At 63.1% G+C, this 18,402-nt stretch carries 10 protein-coding genes; 5 read left to right on the top strand and 5 right to left on the bottom strand.

The window, feature by feature from the left end; all coding sequences use genetic code 11:
- Positions 1–650: 650 nt before the first annotated feature.
- From J3P94_RS15950 to J3P94_RS15940, 3 genes are all read right to left on the bottom strand, one after another.
- Positions 651–5,411 (bottom strand): RHS repeat-associated core domain-containing protein, encoded by a 4,761-nt coding sequence (locus J3P94_RS15950; RefSeq protein ID WP_434568746.1) that lies wholly within the window; start codon positions 5,409–5,411, stop codon positions 651–653.
- Between the two features lie 190 nt (positions 5,412–5,601).
- Positions 5,602–7,386, bottom strand: a complete 1,785-nt coding sequence (locus J3P94_RS15945; protein ID WP_434568745.1) for an IlvD/Edd family dehydratase — start codon at positions 7,384–7,386, stop codon at positions 5,602–5,604.
- Between the two features lie 46 nt (positions 7,387–7,432).
- Positions 7,433–8,614, bottom strand: a complete 1,182-nt coding sequence (locus J3P94_RS15940; protein ID WP_434568744.1) for a fumarylacetoacetate hydrolase family protein — start codon at positions 8,612–8,614, stop codon at positions 7,433–7,435.
- Positions 8,615–8,727: 113 nt separating this feature from the next.
- On the opposite strand from J3P94_RS15940, the gene J3P94_RS15935 reads away from it, so the two are divergent.
- From J3P94_RS15935 to J3P94_RS15915, 5 genes are all read left to right on the top strand, one after another.
- A complete protein-coding gene (locus J3P94_RS15935) occupies positions 8,728–9,666 on the top strand; it encodes a LysR family transcriptional regulator (protein WP_305495087.1) in 939 nt (312 codons plus the stop codon).
- 305 nt (positions 9,667–9,971) lie between these two features.
- Positions 9,972–11,354: an MFS transporter gene (locus tag J3P94_RS15930; RefSeq protein WP_434568743.1), complete on the top strand. Its 1,383-nt coding sequence runs from the start codon at positions 9,972–9,974 to the stop codon at positions 11,352–11,354.
- Positions 11,351–12,091 (top strand): SDR family oxidoreductase, encoded by a 741-nt coding sequence (locus J3P94_RS15925; protein WP_434568742.1) that lies wholly within the window; start codon positions 11,351–11,353, stop codon positions 12,089–12,091. The genes J3P94_RS15930 and J3P94_RS15925 overlap by 4 nt, the downstream gene beginning before the upstream one ends.
- A 25-nt stretch (positions 12,092–12,116) precedes the next feature.
- Complete coding sequence (locus tag J3P94_RS15920; protein ID WP_434568741.1) at positions 12,117–12,965, top strand: ureidoglycolate lyase; 849 nt, start codon at positions 12,117–12,119, stop codon at positions 12,963–12,965.
- Between the two features lie 187 nt (positions 12,966–13,152).
- Positions 13,153–14,055, top strand: a complete 903-nt coding sequence (locus J3P94_RS15915; protein WP_434568740.1) for a hypothetical protein — start codon at positions 13,153–13,155, stop codon at positions 14,053–14,055.
- Positions 14,056–14,066: 11 nt separating this feature from the next.
- Here the strand turns inward: J3P94_RS15915 and J3P94_RS15910 are convergent, their stop codons facing one another.
- Positions 14,067–17,162: a multidrug efflux RND transporter permease subunit gene (locus tag J3P94_RS15910; protein ID WP_434568739.1), complete on the bottom strand. Its 3,096-nt coding sequence runs from the start codon at positions 17,160–17,162 to the stop codon at positions 14,067–14,069.
- A 3-nt stretch (positions 17,163–17,165) separates the two neighbouring features.
- Complete coding sequence (locus J3P94_RS15905) at positions 17,166–18,332, bottom strand: efflux RND transporter periplasmic adaptor subunit (protein ID WP_434568738.1); 1,167 nt, start codon at positions 18,330–18,332, stop codon at positions 17,166–17,168.
- Between the last annotated feature and the right edge of the window lie 70 nt (positions 18,333–18,402).

The raw sequence follows: 18,402 nt of genomic DNA, 5'->3' as shown, positions 1-18,402 counted from the left end.
CCCACCGTGGCGAGGGAGCTTGCTCCCGCTGGGCTGCGTAGCAGTCCCTCTCAACAGCACCTCGGTGTGTCCGGCTGAGCACGTAGACTGGTTTGGGGCCGCTTCGCGACCCAGCGGGAGCAAGCTCCCTCGCCACGGAGAGCGAATCTGTCGATGGAGTGGCCAGTTAATAAAACCTGTAGTGGTGGTAAGGAACTCTCTCGGAAATATAAGCGACTATATGTAATCCCAAGTAGATTGGTCCTCGGTTTCTGCTTTTTTTAGATCGTCTGCCCATAATGTAGTCGCCAATCTATATATATCTTCAAAAAAAGCCCTGGGATTATCCATTGTGTCCCATCCGCAGGGGAGTGATGAGCATTCCTGGCAGTCATGTTCTAGTAAAGCCTGAAAATCATAACTACCGTCGTACAATGCTTCCTCTAAGCTTTTGTACAGTGCAAACTTTTGTCTATGCGTTATTTTCCAGCGCTTAGATAGCGAATAGTTTAGGATGAGGATCTCTCGGTCCGTTGGGTTGTTAGGGTCAAATTTTGCCAGTTCTTCCCCTAGTGTCTCCTCCCGATCGTAGATGTCAAAACACCCCAAAAAATACGCGGGCGTTGGTAGATATGGTTGGCCAGTGCTAGGGTCGATCACTTTGTTTTATCCTATTTAATTGGGTAGAGTGTAAATGGAACTTCGGTGTCTCGATCAAACTTCATTTCTATTCGATTCATTGTTACCAGTTTCGGGTCGCTTGGATTTTTAGGGTTTGGGATGTAGCCCTCTCCCGCACCTGGAAATTCTGATCGTATATACTTGCTTCCGCTTTTATCTATTAATAATTTGTGGTCGTTATTTTTCTTTGCAATTAATACCTCGTAGGCTTTTAGCTGAAGTTCCCAGCTGTAAAATCTCGAACTAGGATTGCCCTTCTTATGCCATGGGGTCTTGCCGGTTAACGGGTCTGTACCATCTATTGCGCGCCGTTTCCACACTTGATCTGAAACCGCAGGGCTATGTTTACTAACCATATGCATGCCTTGTTCACGGTCTAAACGTCTCACTTCTTTTTCAGCCAACTCTTCGGTGGTCGGCTTGGGCAGCGCCGGCTCACCCTCATCCACTCCAACCTTAGCCGCCGGATCCTGCTCCCCAACCGCCGGCTTCTTACACCCATCTCCCGGACAGTCGTCCAACCCCAACGGATCCACCCACCCCGTCGGGTTCAGGGTGTACCGGTACCCATTGAGCCCACCCGCCAGCTTGCTCGGGTCAGGCGTGAGATACCGCCCCGTGTCCGGATTGTAGTAGCGATGCCGGTTGTAATGCAGGCCGCTTTCCAAGTCGTGGTATTGGCCTTGAAAACGCAGCGGTTGGTTCAGTCGCTTGCCGGCGCCGTGGGCCAGTTTGGTGAGTTTGCCGTAGCCGGTGTAGCGCGCCGCCCAGACGATTTCGCCCTGGTGGCTGGTCAGTTCCTGGGGTGTGCCCAGGTGGTCGTTGTGGTAGTAGAAGGGCGTGGCGTTTTTTGGGCCTTGGCCTTCGAGCAGGGCGAGGGGGCGGAAGGTGCCGGGCTCGTAGACGTAGCTTTGATAATGGTGATCGCTGCTTTCGGCGATGAGCTGGTCGCCTTGCCAGATGAATTCGGTGGTCTGGCCGTCCACGGTCTTTTCGATGCGTCGGCCGAAGGCGTCGTAGCGGTAGGACGTTTCGTTGCCTTCCGAGGTGGTGAGGCCGATCAGGCGGTGCTGGCTGTCGTAGCGGTATTCGGTGACCAGGCACTGGGCTTTGCCGCGGCGTTCGGTGACCAGGTTGCCGTAGGCGTCGTAGTCGTAGTGGCGGTCGCCCTCCATCAGCAGGCGGTTGCCCTTGAGCCTGGTCGGGCCGGGGCGGTCGTGCAGCAGCAGGTTGCCGGCCGGGTCGTGGGAAAAGTGCTCGGGGGGCTGGCTGTGGGCGTAGTCGATGCGCAGCAGGCGATCTTGCGGGTCGTAGTGGTAGGCGCGTCGGTTTCGGGTGTCGGACAGCGTGGCGAGGTTGCCGTTGGCGCTGTAGGAATAGTCGCGCCAGAACAATTGCTTCTGCTGGGTCTGCCACACGGTCTGGGCCTTGAGACGGCCCTGTTCGTCGTAGCTGTAGTCGCTGAGCAGCAGGCCTTGCTGGCGCTGGCGTTCGCGGGTGCCGGTGAAGCGGTGTTCGGTCAGGCACTGGCCGTTGAGGTCGATGGCCAGCAGCGCGCCGCCGTAGAGGTGGCGGTAGTTGAGGGTGCTGCGGTCGGGCAGGCGGCAGTAGGTCAGCCGGCCGCCCTCGTCGTAGCGATAGTGCAGGGTGGCCCAGCCCTGGTGTTCGGCGACGAGGCGGTCCTGGTTGTCGTATTCGTAGGCCAGCGGCCAGTGGCCGTCGTCGACGCTGACCAGCCGCCCGAGGGCGTCGTAGCGGTACTCGATCGGTTTGCCGTCGGGCAAGGTCTTGCGCAACAGGCGGCCGGCGCTGTCGCGCTGGTAAGCGGTGAGCCGCTGGCTGCCATCGGAACCGAACTCGGTCTTTTCCAGCAGGTGGCCGTTGAGGTCGTAGGCGTAGCCGGTGCGCTGGCCGTCGAAGCCGGTTTCCTGTCGGATCAATCCGTTGGGCGTGTAGGCCAACTGATATTTTTCGCCGGATTCGTTCTCGACTTCGGTGAGCAACAGCCGCGCCGAGTCGTAGCGATACTTCAGTTCGCTGCCATCGGGATTGAGCCGCCGGCTGATCAGGTGCAGGTCGTTGGCGTATTCGTAGCGGGTGATGCGCCCCAGTTCGTCGCGTTCGGCGGTGACCTTGCCGTAGGCGTTGAAGCTCCAGGCGCGGGTGGCGCCGGTGGGCAGGGTGGTTTGCAGCAGGCGGCCCACGGCATCCCACTGGTAGTGGGTAATCGCGCCATGTTCGTCCTTGCGGGTCAGCAGCCGCCCCAACGTGTCGTAGGAAAAACTCCGCTGGCTGTCGTCGGGCAGGGTTTCTTCGGTCAGATGGCCCTGGCTATTGCGGACAAAATGATGGGTACCGCCGTCCGCGTAGCGGATCGAGAGCAGTTGTCCCTGGGCGTCGTAGGCATACCAGGTGCTGTGGCGATCCGGGTCGATGGCCTCGATCACATCGCCCTGGGCATTGCGCCGGTAGGTCCACACGGCTTTGCCGCGCTGTCGGGCGTGCAGGAAACCGTTGCGGTATTCGTAGGACGTCGGCTCGCCTTCAGGCGGAATCAACGCCACCAGCCGTCCGGCTTCGTCGTAGCGGTATTCGGTCACCGCGCCCAAAGGATCCTGCTCGGCGGTCAGCCGGCCCTGCTCGTCATAGGCCTTGAGCTGTTCGCCACCAGCGGGATCGACCTGGCGCACCAACCGCGCCCGGTCGTCGTGGACGTACACCTCCTGGCTGCTGTCCAGATGTCGGACCGTGACGCTGCCGTCTTCGCCCCAGGCGTAGCGGCTGTCCATCTGCGCGAAGGACGCCCAGTGCCGCACACAGCGCGCCGCCGGGCCGAGGCCTTGCCATTCCCAGTAGAAGCTCGCGCCGCCGGCCAGTTGCCGCTGGAGGATGACGTGCTGGTCGTCATAGTCGTAGCGCTCGCTTTCGCCGGCGGCATTGGTCGCCTCGATCAGTCGGAAACGGCCGTCGTAGCGGTAGGTCACCAGCGTCTGTTCGGTGCGCCAGGCTTCGTCCGGATGCTGTTGCGGGTCAAAGCTCTGATAGTCGATGGCGACCAGGTGACGATGCTCGTAGCGCAACCGCAGGCCGCGTCGGGCGCCGTTGTCCAGGCGGCTGATGTCGCCATAGATGTTGCGCTGGACGGTCAGGCGGTTGTCGTACCGATCGCTCAGCGCCGTCAGATGACCGTCGCGAAAGTGCAGGAAAGGGGCGTCTTCGCCGGGTTGGGCGATGATCAGTTCGTCCGGCTCGCGGCTCAGGTAGATCGCCGCGCGGGCCAGGCTGTTGTGGATCGCCGGGCGTTGCAGGCTGGGGCGAGGAAAGCTGGTGCGGCGGTTTTCCTGATCGATCCAGATCACCTGCTCACCCTCGATCACCAGGCGATGGGCCAGGCCATGGCTCCAGCCACGGCCGAGGCCGATGTCCAGCTCGGCGGCGCTGGTGCGATAGAGACGGGTGAAGACGAAGGGCAAGCGCCCGTCGAGGGTGCCGTCCTCCAGGGTCAGCAGTTCCTCGCCAGTGACCATCGACACCGGGCAGCCGTCGGTGCGGGTCTGGGCGGCGCTGTCGGCGGGGTCGCCGTTGGGGTTTTTCGAGGGGGCCGGGGCGTCGTCGTGGGGTTCGTCTTTTTTCAGCGTGGTGTTGCGCTGCGCGTCCCAGCGCAATTGCATCTGGCCTTTTTTCACGCTGGCGGCAATGCCTCGCGCCGCCACGGTTTTGTAGCGGTCCACGTAGGCCATGAACCCGTTCACCACCGCGAAGATCGCCCGGATGAAACGCGTCATCGCGTCCAGTAGCCGGGCGCTGTGCCGGACCAGGCGCAGCGACAGGTAGGTAATCCCGGCGCCCGCCCCGGCGAAGGTCAGGACCACGCCGATCAGCAGGTCGATCACCAACTGCACGACCACCATGGACAACGCTTTGGCCGTGCCGCCGGCCACTTCGCTGGGCGGCAGCATGTCCAGCCAGAGACTCGCGGTGCGCACCAGCAGGCAAAGCGCCGCTTCGTCGCTGGCGAGCAATTGCAGCTTGGCCATCACCAGCGGGGACGACTCGGCAAGTTCGACCAGGTCCGCCGCACCGCTGCCCAACTGATCGCCAAACCGGCTCGGGTCCTTGAGGATGTCGGAGAGCAAGCTGATGCTGTCCCACACACCTTCGATGGCCGCCCAACCGCCGGCGAGCAGGCCGTTGCCCACCGCGGCCGCCGACGTCGCCGACGATTGCTGCGCCCACTGCGGCTTGAAGCCCTGCCATTCGCTACGCAGCCAGTCCGTCAGATCAGCAGTCAGGCCGTTGTAGGAAGAAAACAGGTCCTCGATCTGCCTGGGGGTGACTTCGCTTTGAACGTGAACCCGATAGTAGCGACCCGCTTCGCCTTTGAAGGTCCCGACACCTTGGGCATCCAGCTGGACTGGGGTGAGCTCGCCGCTGTCCACCGACACTACATCCACCACGATGTCGCCCAGCGGAATGTCGTACACCGATTCGAGCTTGCTCTCGATCGTCAGGACCCCACCCTTGGGGCATCGAGCGACGGTCGAGTGAAAATCACTGTCGCGGCTGCTGACCGTCGTGGCGTTGCCACCAAAAACAAGCACCCGTTCCATGCCCATCAGCGAAGGCAAGTCGGCCGCCTGGCTGGCCCGGTCCGCCGCACGGGCGTACCAGCGGTCGAGTTGTTCGCGGTAGAGGGAAAGGCTGTCCTTGAAGCTGTCGAGTTCCGCCTCGATGCGGCGCACCTGATCCATCAGGAAGCGGCTTGTTCAAAGGCCGGCAGGAAAAATCGGTCGAACATGGGCAGGCGTCTCGCGAAAAATCGGGTGCGCGAGACTTTGCCGAGGAAGGCTAGGGAAATAAGTCAGACAAGGAGACGGGTGATGTAGGACGCTTCTTTAAGTGCTCTGAAGTGCCCGGCCACTCACGACCGGGCGCTTCGAGTCAGTGCGAATGCCGCGGCTCGCCACTGCGGGCGATTACTCGCAAATGCAACGTGGCCGGCTCCAGGCAACCGCCGGTGGACAGCTGCCCGACCAGTTGCCGATAGAGTTCCTGCCAGGGCGTTTGCGAGGGCGGGATGTTGGGTGTCCATTCGCGACGGCGCCGTTCCATTTCGGCCTCGTCGACCAGCAGGTTGACGGTGCGGGTGTTCAGGTCCACTTGCAGCCGGTCGTTGGTTTGCAGCAGCGCCAGGCCGCCGCCCACCGCCGCTTCAGGAGACATGTTGAGGATCGACGGGCTCGCCGAGGTGCCGCTCTGGCGGCCGTCGCCGAGGCAGGGCAGGGAGTCGATACCGCGTTTGATCAGCGCTGCGGGCGGCGCCATGTTCACCACCTCGGCGCTGCCGGGATAACCCACGGTGCCAACGCCGCGAATGACCAGGATGCAGCGCTCGTCGATGTCCAGCGCCGGGTCGTCGATCCGCGCGTGGTAATCCTCCGGCCCTTCAAACACGATCGCCCGGGCTTCGAAGCTGTTTTCAGCGCCGGGCTCGGACAGGTAGGTCTTGCGAAACGCCTCGCCGACCACCGACATCTTCATGATCGCGCTGTCGAAAAAATTGCCGCTGAGCACGATGAATCCGGCGCGATGCTTGAGCGGGGTATCAAACGGGTAGATGACATCGGCGTTGCTGGTCAGGCTGCTGCTGACGATTTCGCCAATCGATTTGCCGCTGACCGTGGCGCAGTCTTCGTGCAGGCGTCCGGCCTTTTGCAGTTCATGCATGACTGCCGGCACGCCACCGGCGCGGTGGAAGCCTTCGCCGAGGTACTTGCCGGCCGGCATGCAGTTGACCAGCAGCGGCACGTCTTCGCCAATCCGCTGCCAGTCGTCCAGGCTCAGCTCGACGCCCATATGCCGGGCGATGGCAATCAGGTGCGGCGGGCAATTGCTCGATGCGCCGAGTGCCGAGGCGACGGCGATGGCGTTCTCGAACGCCTCCCGAGTCATGATCCGGGATGGGCGCACGTCCTGGCGCACCAGTTCGCAGATGCGCTTGCCGGTGGCGTAGGCCATCTGCCCGCGTTCGCGATAGGGCGCCGGAATGCTCGCGCAACCGGGCAGCGACATGCCCAGGGCTTCGGCCAGGGCGTTCATCGACAGCGCGGTACCCATGGTGTTGCAGTGGCCCACCGAGGGCGATGCCGCCGTGGTCATTTCCATGAAGCCTTCGTAGTCGATTTCGCCGGCGGCCATCAGGTTGCGTGCGTGCCAGAGCACGGTGCCGGAGCCGATCAGTTCGCCCTTGTGATGGCCGTCGAGCATCGGCCCGCCGGACAGCACGATCGACGGCAGGTCGGTAGTCGCCGCCGCCATCAGGCAGGCAGGGGTGGTCTTGTCGCAGCCGGTGGTGAGCACCACGCCGTCCAACGGGTAGCCGTGGAGGATTTCCACCAGGCCCAGGTAGGCCAGGTTGCGATCCAGGGCAGCAGTGGGCCGGCGCGACTGTTCGGCGATCGGGTGCACCGGGAATTCCATCGGGATGCCGCCAGCGTCGCGAATACCGGCCTTGACCCGTTGCGCCAGCTCCAGGTGATGACGATTGCAGGGCGTCAGGTCGCTGCCGGTCTGGGCGATGCCGATGATCGGCCGACCCGATTGCAGCTCTTCGCGGGTCATCCCGTAGTTCATGTAGCGCTCGACATACAGGGCGGTCATGTCCGCGTGAGCCGGGTCGTTGAACCACTGCTCGCTGCGCAGGCGGCGTTTTGGCGTGTCACTCATGATTCATTTCTCTCTTGTAATTGGATGAATCGACGATTTGTCGGGCTCAGCGATCGAGCAGCCCCCGCGCGGCGAGATTACGCAGCAAGGCGCCGACGCCGAAGGTCCAGGGCGCGGCCTCGCAGCTATGAGTCACCTGATTATGCAAACTGCCGAGCAACGGGCTGCTGATACTGACCCGGTCGCCCAGTTTGTGGGTGAAACCGCTGCCGGCGTGGTCGCGATCCTCGGTGGGGGCGAACAGGGTACCGAGAAACAGCAGGAAGCCATCCGGGTATTGGTGGTTGGCGTTGAGTGTCTGGCCTGCGAGGTCCTGCGGGTCGCGGCTGATCTGGCTCATGGAGCTGCAGCCGTGCAGGTGGTAACCGTCTTCGCCGTGTACCTGGAGATCGACCTCGCAGGCCCGCACGTCGTCCAGGCTGAAGTGTTCATCGAACAGCCGAATGAACGGCCCGATGGCGCACGAGGCATTGTTGTCCTTGGCCTTGCTCAGCAACAACGCGCTGCGGCCTTCGATGTCCCGCAGGTTGACGTCGTTGCCCAGGGTGGCGCCGTGGATCTGGCCGCGGCTATTCACCGCCAGCACCACTTCCGGTTCCGGGTTGTTCCATTGCGAGGCTGGATGAATGCCGATCTGGCTGCCGCTGCCGACGGCGGCCAGCACCGGCGCCTTGGTGAAGATTTCCGCGTCCGGCCCGATGCCGACCTCCAGGTACTGCGACCACATGCCCTGTTCGATAAGGAAGGCCTTGAGGCGCATGGCTTGCTCGGAGCCCGGGACGATCGAGCGCAGGTTGTCGCCAATGACGCTGTGCACCGTCGCGCGCACGGCTTCGGCCCGGGCCGCGTCACCGCCAGCCTGCTCCTCGATCACCCGCTCGATCATGCTCGCGGCGAAGGTCACGCCGGCGGCCTTGATCACTTGCAAGTCCAAGGGCGGCAACAGGAAGGGCCTGGCCGGGTCAGCATGCATGCCGGTGTTGGCCAGCAGCGCGTCGACGCTGGCGATGAACGTGCCCGGCGTTTGCCTGACCGCTGTCAGCGGCGAGGGCGCTTCCAGCAAATCGCTCAAGGTCGCGAAACGCTCCGACAGGTCGAACACTCCGTCGCTGCGCAGTACGATTGGCGAAGGCCCGGCGATCCGCCCAGGGACCCAGGCACGACCAATCAGGGTGCCGGCCAGGCAATCGACCGGCAGTGTGTTTTCGGGGGTAAGCATCAGCGACATGGGCAGTCTTCCTGGTTCGTAAAGCTTTCAAGCTAGGGCGCGCTGGTGATGAACTCCAATGAGATATATTCAGTATCTGATAACGTCCGGTTATTGCATCGTGAGGGTTGCCCATGTCCGATCTGTCCTTTTCCAGCTTCTGCGGCTGGCTCAAATTCCGCCATCTGCTGCTGATCGATACCTTGGGCCGCACCTGCAACATGCACCTGGCGGCCGAACAGATGAACCTCAGCCAGCCGGCGGTGAGCAAGATGCTCAAGGAAATCGAGAGCCTGCTCGGCTTCGCCCTGTTCGAGCGGCGCCCGCGCAGCATGCCGCCCACCGCGCTGGGCGAGCATGTGCTGCGCTACGCACAGATCGCTTTGAATGACGCGCGCTCGTTCGTCGAGCAGATCAGCAGCCTGCGGGAGGGCGGCCATGGTTATCTCAAGGTCGGCGGGATCTTTGCCGCGACCGCGGTGGCCCTGCCCGAGGCGATCCTGCAGATCAAGCAGCGCTGGCCGTTGTTGTCCATCGAGGTGGTAGAGCAGACCAGCAATCACCTGATGAAGATGCTGGAAGAGAAGAAGCTCGACCTGGCTGTGGCACGGTTTACCGAGCAGAGCCAGCAGCAGCGCTACGACTTCCAGCCCCTGGCTCCGGAACCATTCTGCATCGTCGTCAATGACCGGCATCCGCTGGCAGACGCCGGGCCGATATCGCTGCAGCAACTGGTGGACCTGCCGTGGATTCTCTACCCGGTCGGCACGCCGATCCGCGCCCGCATGGAGCTGGCGTTCGCCGAAGCGGGCGTGCGGATGCCGCGCAACACCATCGATACGATTTCCATGCAGACCTTCCTCCAGGTGCTGAAACGCGGCCCGATGATCGGCATGTTGCCCAATGCCATGGTTGATCCGCTGCTGGAAAGCGGCCAGCTCAAGACCCTCGACACCCCCTTGCACCTGGTGCCGCAGGATTACGGCATCCTCACGCGAAAGGACGAGCCGCTGGTGGGCGCGGCGCTGGAGTTTGCCGAGATTCTCAAGGATAACGCCCGCCAGAGTGGTTGACAGTGCCGCCGCCTTCGCGAGCAGGCTCGCTCCCACAGTGGATTTTCTACTGAGGTAAATCACAGCCCGGTGGGAGCGAGCCAGCTCGCGAAGACATGGGTCCAGCCAGCACCAAACCCCGTGGCGAGGGAGCTTGCTCCCGCTGGGCTACGCAGTAGCCCCTCGGATTCCGATAACAACTGGTTATCAACTAATCCAAAAATGCCATTGGGAAAGAATCGATCCACGACAGTAGAGTCCTCGTTCAATCGCCGGATGAGCCGCTCATTCGACGTGACCCAATAACAACAATCAGGGGTTACCTCATGCAAACCATCTCCGAGCCGTTGCCTGCCCAGGCGCAAGCCGGCGAACTGGATTTCGAAGACCGGACCTACCGCAAGGTGATCTGGCGGATCCTGCCAGTGCTGCTGTTGTGCTACATGGCGGCATACCTTGATCGGGTCAATATCGGCTTCGCCAAGCTCGATATGCTCGCCGAGTTGCAGTTCAGCAACACTGTGTACGCCTTGGGCGCCAGTATGTTTTTCTGGGGCTATTTCCTGTTCGAGGTCCCCAGCAACCTGTTGCTGCATCGTCTGGGCGCGCGGTTCTGGATCGCCCGGATCATGCTCAGTTGGGCGGTGATTTCCATGGCCGTCGCCTACACCGTGCCGCTGGCGGCGTTCTTCCACATCGAATCGAGCACGATGTTTTATGTGCTGCGTTTCCTGCTAGGCATCTGTGAAGCAGGCTTTTTCCCCGGCGTGATCCTCTACCTCAACTACTGGTTCCCGACCCACCGGCAGAGCCGGGTGATGTCCGGGTTCCTGCTGGCGTTGCCGGTCAGCCTGACACTGGGCGGGATCCTGTCCGGGTGGCTGATGAACAGCATGCAAGGCGTGCAAGGCATGTCCGGCTGGCAGTGGATGCTGATCATCGAGGGCATCCCTTCGATCATCATGGCCTTCGTGGTGATCGTCTGCCTGGCCGATAACATCGACAAGGCCAAGTGGCTGTCGGCAGCGGAAAAGGCCTTGCTCAAGGCCAACCTGCAAACCGACAACCAGGGCAAGGCTTCGCGCCTGAGCGAAGTGTTCTTCAACCCTCGCGTCTGGTTGCTGGTGCTGATCCTGCTGACCTTCAACACCGGTTTCTACGGCCTGGCCTTCTGGATGCCGTCGATCATCAAGAGCACCGGCATCACCAACAGCCTGCACATCGGCTTGCTCACCGCCATTCCTTATTCGGTGGCCGTGGTCGCGATGCTGCTCAACGCACGGCACTCCAACCGCACCGGCGAACGGCGCCTGCACGCAGCCATTCCGGCATTCATTGGTGGCGCCGGGCTGATCCTCAGCGCGTTTTTCGCCGATAACCTGGTGTTGTCGGTGCTGTTCCTCAGCGTCTCCGCCTCGGGGATCCTCAGCCTGATGCCAATTTTCTGGACCCTGCCGGGCACTGTGCTGTCGGGCGTTGCCGCCGCAGCCGGGATCGGCATGATCAACGCGATCGGCAACCTGTCGGGCTTCACCGGTTCGATGATCACGGCCGTGGCGGAGACCCTGACGGGCAATATCAACAACGGTACGTACGTCCTGGCGCTGTGCCTGTTGGTCAGCGGTGGGTTGATCCTGGCGATTCCCGCTTCGATGCTCGGCAGGACAGCCAAGACCGCGCCCACCGCCGCGCAACTGGAGACCGCATGAACATGCGAGGCAAGCGGGTGCTGGTGACGGCGGCGGGACAGGGCATCGGCCTGGCCAGCGCCGTGGCCTTCGCCCAGGCCGGCGCCGAGGTGTTCGCCAGTGACATCGATATTCGCGCGCTGGCGGGCATCGAGGGGGTCACGCCGATGCTCCTGGATGTCACCTCGGCCAGCGCCATCGACGCTGCCCGCGAGCGGATTGGCGAGCTGGACGTGCTTTTCAACTGCGCCGGCTACGTGCACAGCGGCACCATTCTCGATTGCGACGAAGCCGCCTGGGCGCGCTCGATGGACCTCAATGTCAGCGCCATGTACCGCATGATCCGCGCGTTTCTGCCGGGTATGCTGGCGCGTGGCGGCGGGGCGATCATCAACATGTCGTCGGTGGCGTCCAGTATCAAGGGCGTGCCCAATCGTTTCGCCTATGCTGCCAGCAAGGCGGCGGTAGTCGGGCTGACGAAGTCCGTCGCCATCGACTTCGTCAGCCAGGGTATCCGTTGCAATGCGATATGCCCGGGCACCGTCGACTCGCCTTCGCTGCGCCAGCGCATTGCCGACCAGGCGGCGCAGCAGGGTGTCGAGGAGGAACAGGTCTGCCGGCAGTTTCTCGACCGCCAGCCCATGGGCCGCATCGGCAACACCGAGGAGGTCGCGCAATTGGCGCTGTACCTGGGCAGCGACGCATCTGCCTACACCACCGGGACGGTACACGTCATTGACGGTGGCATGAGCCTCTGAATTTTCACTTGAGCAGGAGCACTTCATGAAACTGTTGCGTTACGGCGAAAAAGGTTCGGAAAAGCCCGGGCTGCTGGATGATGACAATCAGATCCGTGATCTGTCGGGCCACGTGCCAGACATCGCCGGGCAAGCCCTGGCTCCTGAAAGCCTGGCAAGACTCGCCGCTATCGACCCGCGCAGCCTGCCGGTCGTGGGCGGCCAGCCGCGGATCGGCGCGTGCGTCGGGCAGGTCGGCAAGTTCATCTGCATCGGCCTGAACTACGCCGACCATGCCGCCGAATCGAACATGGAGGTGCCGAAGGAACCGATCATCTTCAACAAATGGACCAGCGCCATCTGCGGACCGAACGACGATGTCCAGATTCCCCGTGGCTCGCTCAAGACCGATTGGGAAGTCGAACTCGGCGTGGTCATTGGCAAGGGCGGGCGCTACATCGACGAAGCGAACGCCATGGAGCATGTCGCCGGGTATTGCGTCATCAACGATGTGTCGGAACGCGAGTGGCAACTCGAACGCGGCGGCACCTGGGACAAGGGCAAAGGCTTCGACACCTTCGGCCCGCTTGGACCCTGGCTGGTGACGAAGGACGAAATCGCCGATCCCCACGCGCTTGATCTGTGGCTGGAAGTCGACGGACATCGTTATCAGAACGGCAATACCCGGACGCTGATCTTCAGCGTGCCGCAACTGATTGCCTACCTGAGCCGGTGCATGAGCCTGCAGCCCGGCGACGTGATCTCGACCGGGACGCCACCGGGTGTCGGCCTGGGCATCAAGCCCAACCCGGTGTTCCTGCGCCCGGGCCAGACCATGCGCCTGGGCATTCAAGATTTGGGTGAACAGCGTCAGGTGACGGTGCAGGCGGACTGATCACTGGCTTTACCGCCGTCTTCGCGAGCAGGCTCGCTCCCACAGAATCTCCGCCTCCCTGTGGGAGCGAGCCTGCTCGCGAAGACGCGGGTCCGGCCACACAGGAATGGGAACTCTGGAGAGACTGTTCGCGCAATCAAAAATCGCCCAAGATGCGCGACCCGTTTCAAGAGAAATGACGCCCTCCATGCGCGACGACTCCCACACGCAGTTCTTCCGCTTCCAGACCCCTGATCCAGCCATCGGTCCGCGAGAGCAGGCACCGATGCTTGCGCAGGAGCTGGCCTGGGCGCGGGACCGTGCGTCCATGCATGACTTCAGTTGGTTGGTCGTACTGCTGCCGCCATTGAGCATGGGCCCGGTGCTGCCGGGCGTGGTGTTCCTGGCGGGCCTGGGCCTGGTCCAGAAGTTGTTCGCCCCGGACCTGGACGTTGATCGGATCGTCGGCGACTCCTTGGGCTGGCTGGCGCTGGCGACCCTGCTTTTCGTGGCGGCGTGGATACTCTCCAATTACCTGCGCGATTCGCGCGACCCGACCAAGCACTATTGGCAATCGATGCCCGATCAAGGGCTGGTCGAGCTTGAGCGTCATACGCTGATCTCGGCCATCAGTCTGTGGGCCAACGACTTTGATCCCGATTGCAGCAGCCTGATGTTATGGAAAAACGACAAGCTGGTGCGGGTGCAAAGCTCCGGCGTGTCGCAGTGGATCCTGGCGATGACCACGGCCGGCCATTGGCTGGTGCTCAAGGAGGAATTCCCCGGTGATTTCTGCTACCGACGGGTAGGGCAGATGCCCGCGCCGGAGAAGCAGATGCAACCCCGGCAGCAACTGGCGATTGCCTTCGCTCCCGGCACCCAGTTGGCGCTTGGCCGGCGTTTCGACGGTGCGCCTTTGCCAATGACGCAGACGTCTTACTGGATGTCCGCCGATGAGATCAAGCGACTCGCGCAGATTGCCCATCACTGGATGTTTTTCCCGCCGGACCGTTATGCGGTGGTCAATGCTGATGATGCCGGTTGGGTACGACGCCTGGCGGACAAAGCCCTGGCCAGCGTCGAGAGCCAGGCTGTGCCACAGGGCAATTAGCGTCGCCAGCCTCAACGCGTTTTGCTGCGCGCGACCCGCTTCATCACCACCACGAAAAACACCGGGACAAACACCACCGCCAGCGTGGCGCTGATCATCCCGCCGATTACGCCGGTACCAATCGCTTGCTGGCTCGCCGAGCTGGCCCCGGTGGCGATCGCCAACGGGACCACGCCGAGGATGAACGCCAGCGAGGTCATGATGATCGGCCGCAGGCGCAGGCGCGCGGCCTGGAGCGTGGCGTCGAGCAGGTCATGGCCATCGTCGTAGAGGCTCTTGGCGAATTCGATGATCAGGATGGCGTTCTTCGCTGACAGGCCGATGATGGTAATCAGGCCGATCTTGAAGAACACATCGTTGGGCATGCCACGCAACGAAACAGCCATTACGGCGCCGAGCACGCCCAGCGGTACCACCAGCAACACCGAGGTCGGGATCGACCAGCTCTCGTACAGCGCCGCCAGGCACAGGAACACCACCAGCAGCGACAGGCCCAGCAGGATCGGTGCCTGGCTGCCCGACAAGCGCTCCTGCAAGGACAGGCCGGTCCATTCCTGGCCCATGCCCTTGGGCCCCTGGGCCACCAGCCGTTCGATCTCGGCCATGGCTTGCCCGGTGCTGTAGCCCGGCGCCGGTTCTCCGGAAATACTCACCGCCGGATAGCCGTTGTAGCGAGTCAACTGTGCCGGCCCCTGGGTCCAGCGCGCCTGGACAAACGCCGACAACGGCACCATCTTCCCGCTGCTGTTGCGTACGTGAATCTTCAGCAGGTCCTCGACCTGGCTGCGCTGGTCACCCTCGGCCTGGACCACCACCCGCTGCATGCGGCCCTGGTTCGGGAAGTCATTGATGTAGGCCGAGCCCACCGCCGTGGACAACACGCTGCCGACGTCGGCAAAGGAGATGCCCAAGGCATTCGCCTGTTTCCGATCCACTTCCAGTTGCACCTGCGGTGCTTCCGCCAGGGCGCTTTCACGCACATTCATCAGCACCGGGCTTTTATCCGCGGCGGCGAGCAGATCGCTGCGGGCCTGCATTAGCGTGGCGTGGCCGAGGCCGCCGCGGTCCTGCAAGCGGAACTCGAAACCGCTGGAGGTGCCGAGACCGTCCACCGGCGGTGGCAGCACGGAAAACACCATGGCGTCCTTGATTCCAGCGAAGGCCTGGTTGGCGCGATCGGCGATGGACGCCGCCGAATCGTCGCCACCGCGCTGCGACCAGTCTTTCAGCGTGGTAAATGCCAGGGCCGCATTCTGCCCGCTGCCAGAGAAGCTGAAGCCGAGGATGACCGTGCTGTCGCCGACCCCAGGCTCGCCGGCATTGTGCGCCTCGATCTGTTCCACCACCTGTACCGTACGATTCTTGCTGGCGCCCGGCGGCAGTTGGATGTCGGTGATGGTGTAGCCCTGGTCTTCCACCGGCAGGAACGAGGAGGGCAGGCGGCTGAACAGCAGGCCCATGCCCACCAGTAGCACGCCATAGATCAACAGGTAGCGGCCGCTGCGTTTCATTGCGTAGGCGACCCAACCCTGGTAACGGTTGCCGAACCGGTCGAAGCCACGGTTGAACCAGCCAAAAAAACCGCGTTTTGCGTGGTGATCGCCTTGGGTGATCGGTTTGAGCAAGGTCGCGCAAAGCGCCGGGGTCAAGGTCAGCGCGAGAAAGGCCGAGAACAGGATCGACGTCGCCATCGACAGCGAGAACTGCTGGTAGATCACGCCCACCGAACCCTGCATGAACGCCATCGGAATGAACACCGCCACCAGCACCAGAGTGATGCCGATGATCGCCCCGGTGATCTGGCCCATGGCCTTGCGCGTCGCTTCCTTGGGCGACAGGCCTTCCTCGGCCATGATGCGCTCGACGTTTTCCACCACCACGATGGCATCGTCCACCAGGATGCCGATGGCCAGCACCATGCCGAACATGGTCAGTACGTTGATCGAGAACCCCAGCGCGAGCATGGTCGCGAAGGTGCCCATCAGCGCCACCGGCACGACGAGGGTGGGGATCAGCGTGTAGCGGATGTTCTGCAGGAACAGGAACATCACCGCGAACACCAGCAACATCGCCTCGCCGAGGGTATAGATCACCTTGGTGATCGAGACCTTGACGAACGGCGACGTGTCGTAGGGAATCTTGTACTCCACGCCGGCCGGAAAGTAGCGCGACAGCTCGTCCATCTTCGCGCGCACCAGGGTGGCGGTGTTCAGCGCGTTGGCGCCCGGCGACAGCTGCACGGCCACGGCGGTGGAAGGTTTGCCGTTCAGGCGCGTGGAGAACTGATATTCCTGGCTGCCGATTTCCACCCGCGCGACATCGGCGATGCGCACCGTGGAGCCGTCGGGGTTGGCCTTGAGCACGATGTCGGCAAATTCCTGCGGGGTCGAGAGCTGGCCCTTGACGACGATGGTCGCGGTGATTTCCTGGGTGCTGCGGCTCGGCAGGTCGCCGAGGCTGCCGGCCGAGACTTGGGCGTTCTGCGCCACGATGGCAGCGTTGACGTCGGCCGGGGTCAGGTTGAAGCCCAGCAACTTCTGCGGGTCGATCCAGATCCGCATGGCTCGCTCGGCACCGTACAGCTGGGCCTTGCCGACACCGTCGAGGCGCTTGATCTCGTTCATCACGTTGCGCGCCAGGTAATCGCTGAGCGCCACGTCGTCGAGCTTGCCGTCGCTGGAGGTGAGGGTGATCAGCAGCAGGAAGCCGGCGGAAACCTTGTCCACCTGCAGGCCCTGCTGGGTAACCGCCTGCGGCAGGCGCGACTCCACGGCCTTGAGGCGGTTCTGCACGTCGACCTGGGCCAGTTCCGGGTTCGTCCCCGGTTGAAAGGTCGCGGTGATCGTCGCGCTGCCGAGACTGCTCTGGGATTCGAAATACAACAGGTTGTCGGCGCCGTTGAGTTCCTCCTCGATCAGGCTGACCACGCTTTCGTCTACCGTCTGCGCCGAAGCGCCCGGGTACACCGCGTAGATCTCGATTTGCGGCGGAGCCACGACCGGGTACTGCGCCACCGGCAGTTGCGGAATGGCCAGGATCCCGGCCAGCAGGATGAACAGCGCGACGACCCAGGCGAATACCGGACGGTCAATGAAAAAATGCGGCATGGCTTAGTGTCCTGCCTGTGGCCCGGGAACCTGGGCGAGGGGGAGAGGGGCGTCGTCGACCCGGACCTGTTCACCGGGGCGGGCATGCTGCAGGCCTTCGACGACGATGCGATCGCCCGGCTTCAAGCCTTGCGTGACGATCCAGCGATCGTTCTGCGCCGCGCCCAGTTGCACCGGTTGCTGACTGATCTTCTGCTCGGCGTCCAACAGCAGCCCCTGCGCGACGCCGGCGCTGTCGCGCAGGATCGCCCGTTGCGGCACGGTGATTCCCTGGCGGTTGACCGCCTGTTCCAGGCGCACGCGAATGAAGCTGCCGGGCAGCAGATCGAGGTCGGGGTTGGGAAACTCGCTGCGCAGGGTGATCTGGCCGGTGCTCGGGTCGACGCTGAGGTCGGTGAACAGCAACTTGCCTGGCAGCGGATAAGGGCTGCCGTCGTCCTGGATCAAGGTGGCCTTGGCCTGGCCCTGGCCGACGGCTTGCAGCTGCCCCGCACGGAACGCGCGACGCAGCTCATTGAGTTCGCGGGTCGATTGGGTGAGGTCGGCGTGGATCGGGTCCAACTGCTGGATCAGCGCCAGTGGCGTGCTTTCGTTCTGCCCCACCAGCGCGCCTTCCGTCACCAGGGCCCGGCCGATGCGCCCGGAAATCGGTGCGGTCACCGTGGCGTAGCCCAGGTTCAGCTTCGCCCGTTCAACGGCCGCCTTGTTGGCGGCGACGTCGGCTGCGGTCTGGCGCACGGCGGCCCGGGCATTGTCATATTCCTGGCCGCTGATCGCCTGGTCATCGATCAACTGGGCATAACGCTGCGCCTGCAACCGGGCCTGGAACGCATTGGCCTCGGCCTTGCGCAACGCCGCCTCGGCGCTGTCCAGGTCGGCCTTGAACGGCGCCGGATCGATGCGAAACAACACGTCGCCCTGCTTGACGTCGCGGCCTTCTCGAAACACTCGCTGCAAGACCACGCCGGCTACCCGGGCGCGGACCTCGGCCACCCGTGGCGCGGCGATACGGCCACTCAGTTCGTTGCTGATCGACAGTGGCCCGGCCTGGACGGTCTCGATACGCACGCTTGCCAGCGGCGCGGATTCTTGCGGGGCCGAGGCGCTGTCACAGCCGCTCAGCAATGCCCCGACCAACAGGCCCAGTGTGACGAAAGGAATCTTGGACATGGTGCTTCCCCAATATTGAACCGCCCATGGTAGGGGCCGGAGCCAAGGTCAGGGGTGAAGCTTTGTAGGC

Origin of the sequence: Pseudomonas sp. Z3-8 (genome assembly GCF_051131975.1) — a bacterium.
In the GTDB taxonomy this organism is placed as follows: domain Bacteria; phylum Pseudomonadota; class Gammaproteobacteria; order Pseudomonadales; family Pseudomonadaceae; genus Aquipseudomonas.
The sequence above is the reverse complement of the archived record's forward strand: the minus strand, read 5'-3'. Positions and strand labels throughout refer to the sequence as shown.

What these genes read in the sequence shown, in the direction of transcription:
- J3P94_RS15950 (WP_434568746.1), bottom strand. Translation starts at nt 5,411, where the DNA reads ATGGATCAGGTGCGCCGCATCGAGGCGGAACTCGACAGCTTCAAGGAC.
- J3P94_RS15945 (WP_434568745.1), bottom strand. Translation starts at nt 7,386, where the DNA reads ATGAGTGACACGCCAAAACGCCGCCTGCGCAGCGAGCAGTGGTTCAAC.
- J3P94_RS15940 (WP_434568744.1), bottom strand. Translation starts at nt 8,614, where the DNA reads ATGTCGCTGATGCTTACCCCCGAAAACACACTGCCGGTCGATTGCCTG.
- J3P94_RS15935 (WP_305495087.1), top strand. Translation starts at nt 8,728, where the DNA reads ATGTCCGATCTGTCCTTTTCCAGCTTCTGCGGCTGGCTCAAATTCCGC.
- J3P94_RS15930 (WP_434568743.1), top strand. Translation starts at nt 9,972, where the DNA reads ATGCAAACCATCTCCGAGCCGTTGCCTGCCCAGGCGCAAGCCGGCGAA.
- J3P94_RS15925 (WP_434568742.1), top strand. Translation starts at nt 11,351, where the DNA reads ATGAACATGCGAGGCAAGCGGGTGCTGGTGACGGCGGCGGGACAGGGC.
- J3P94_RS15920 (WP_434568741.1), top strand. Translation starts at nt 12,117, where the DNA reads ATGAAACTGTTGCGTTACGGCGAAAAAGGTTCGGAAAAGCCCGGGCTG.
- J3P94_RS15915 (WP_434568740.1), top strand. Translation starts at nt 13,153, where the DNA reads ATGCGCGACGACTCCCACACGCAGTTCTTCCGCTTCCAGACCCCTGAT.
- J3P94_RS15910 (WP_434568739.1), bottom strand. Translation starts at nt 17,162, where the DNA reads ATGCCGCATTTTTTCATTGACCGTCCGGTATTCGCCTGGGTCGTCGCG.
- J3P94_RS15905 (WP_434568738.1), bottom strand. Translation starts at nt 18,332, where the DNA reads ATGTCCAAGATTCCTTTCGTCACACTGGGCCTGTTGGTCGGGGCATTG.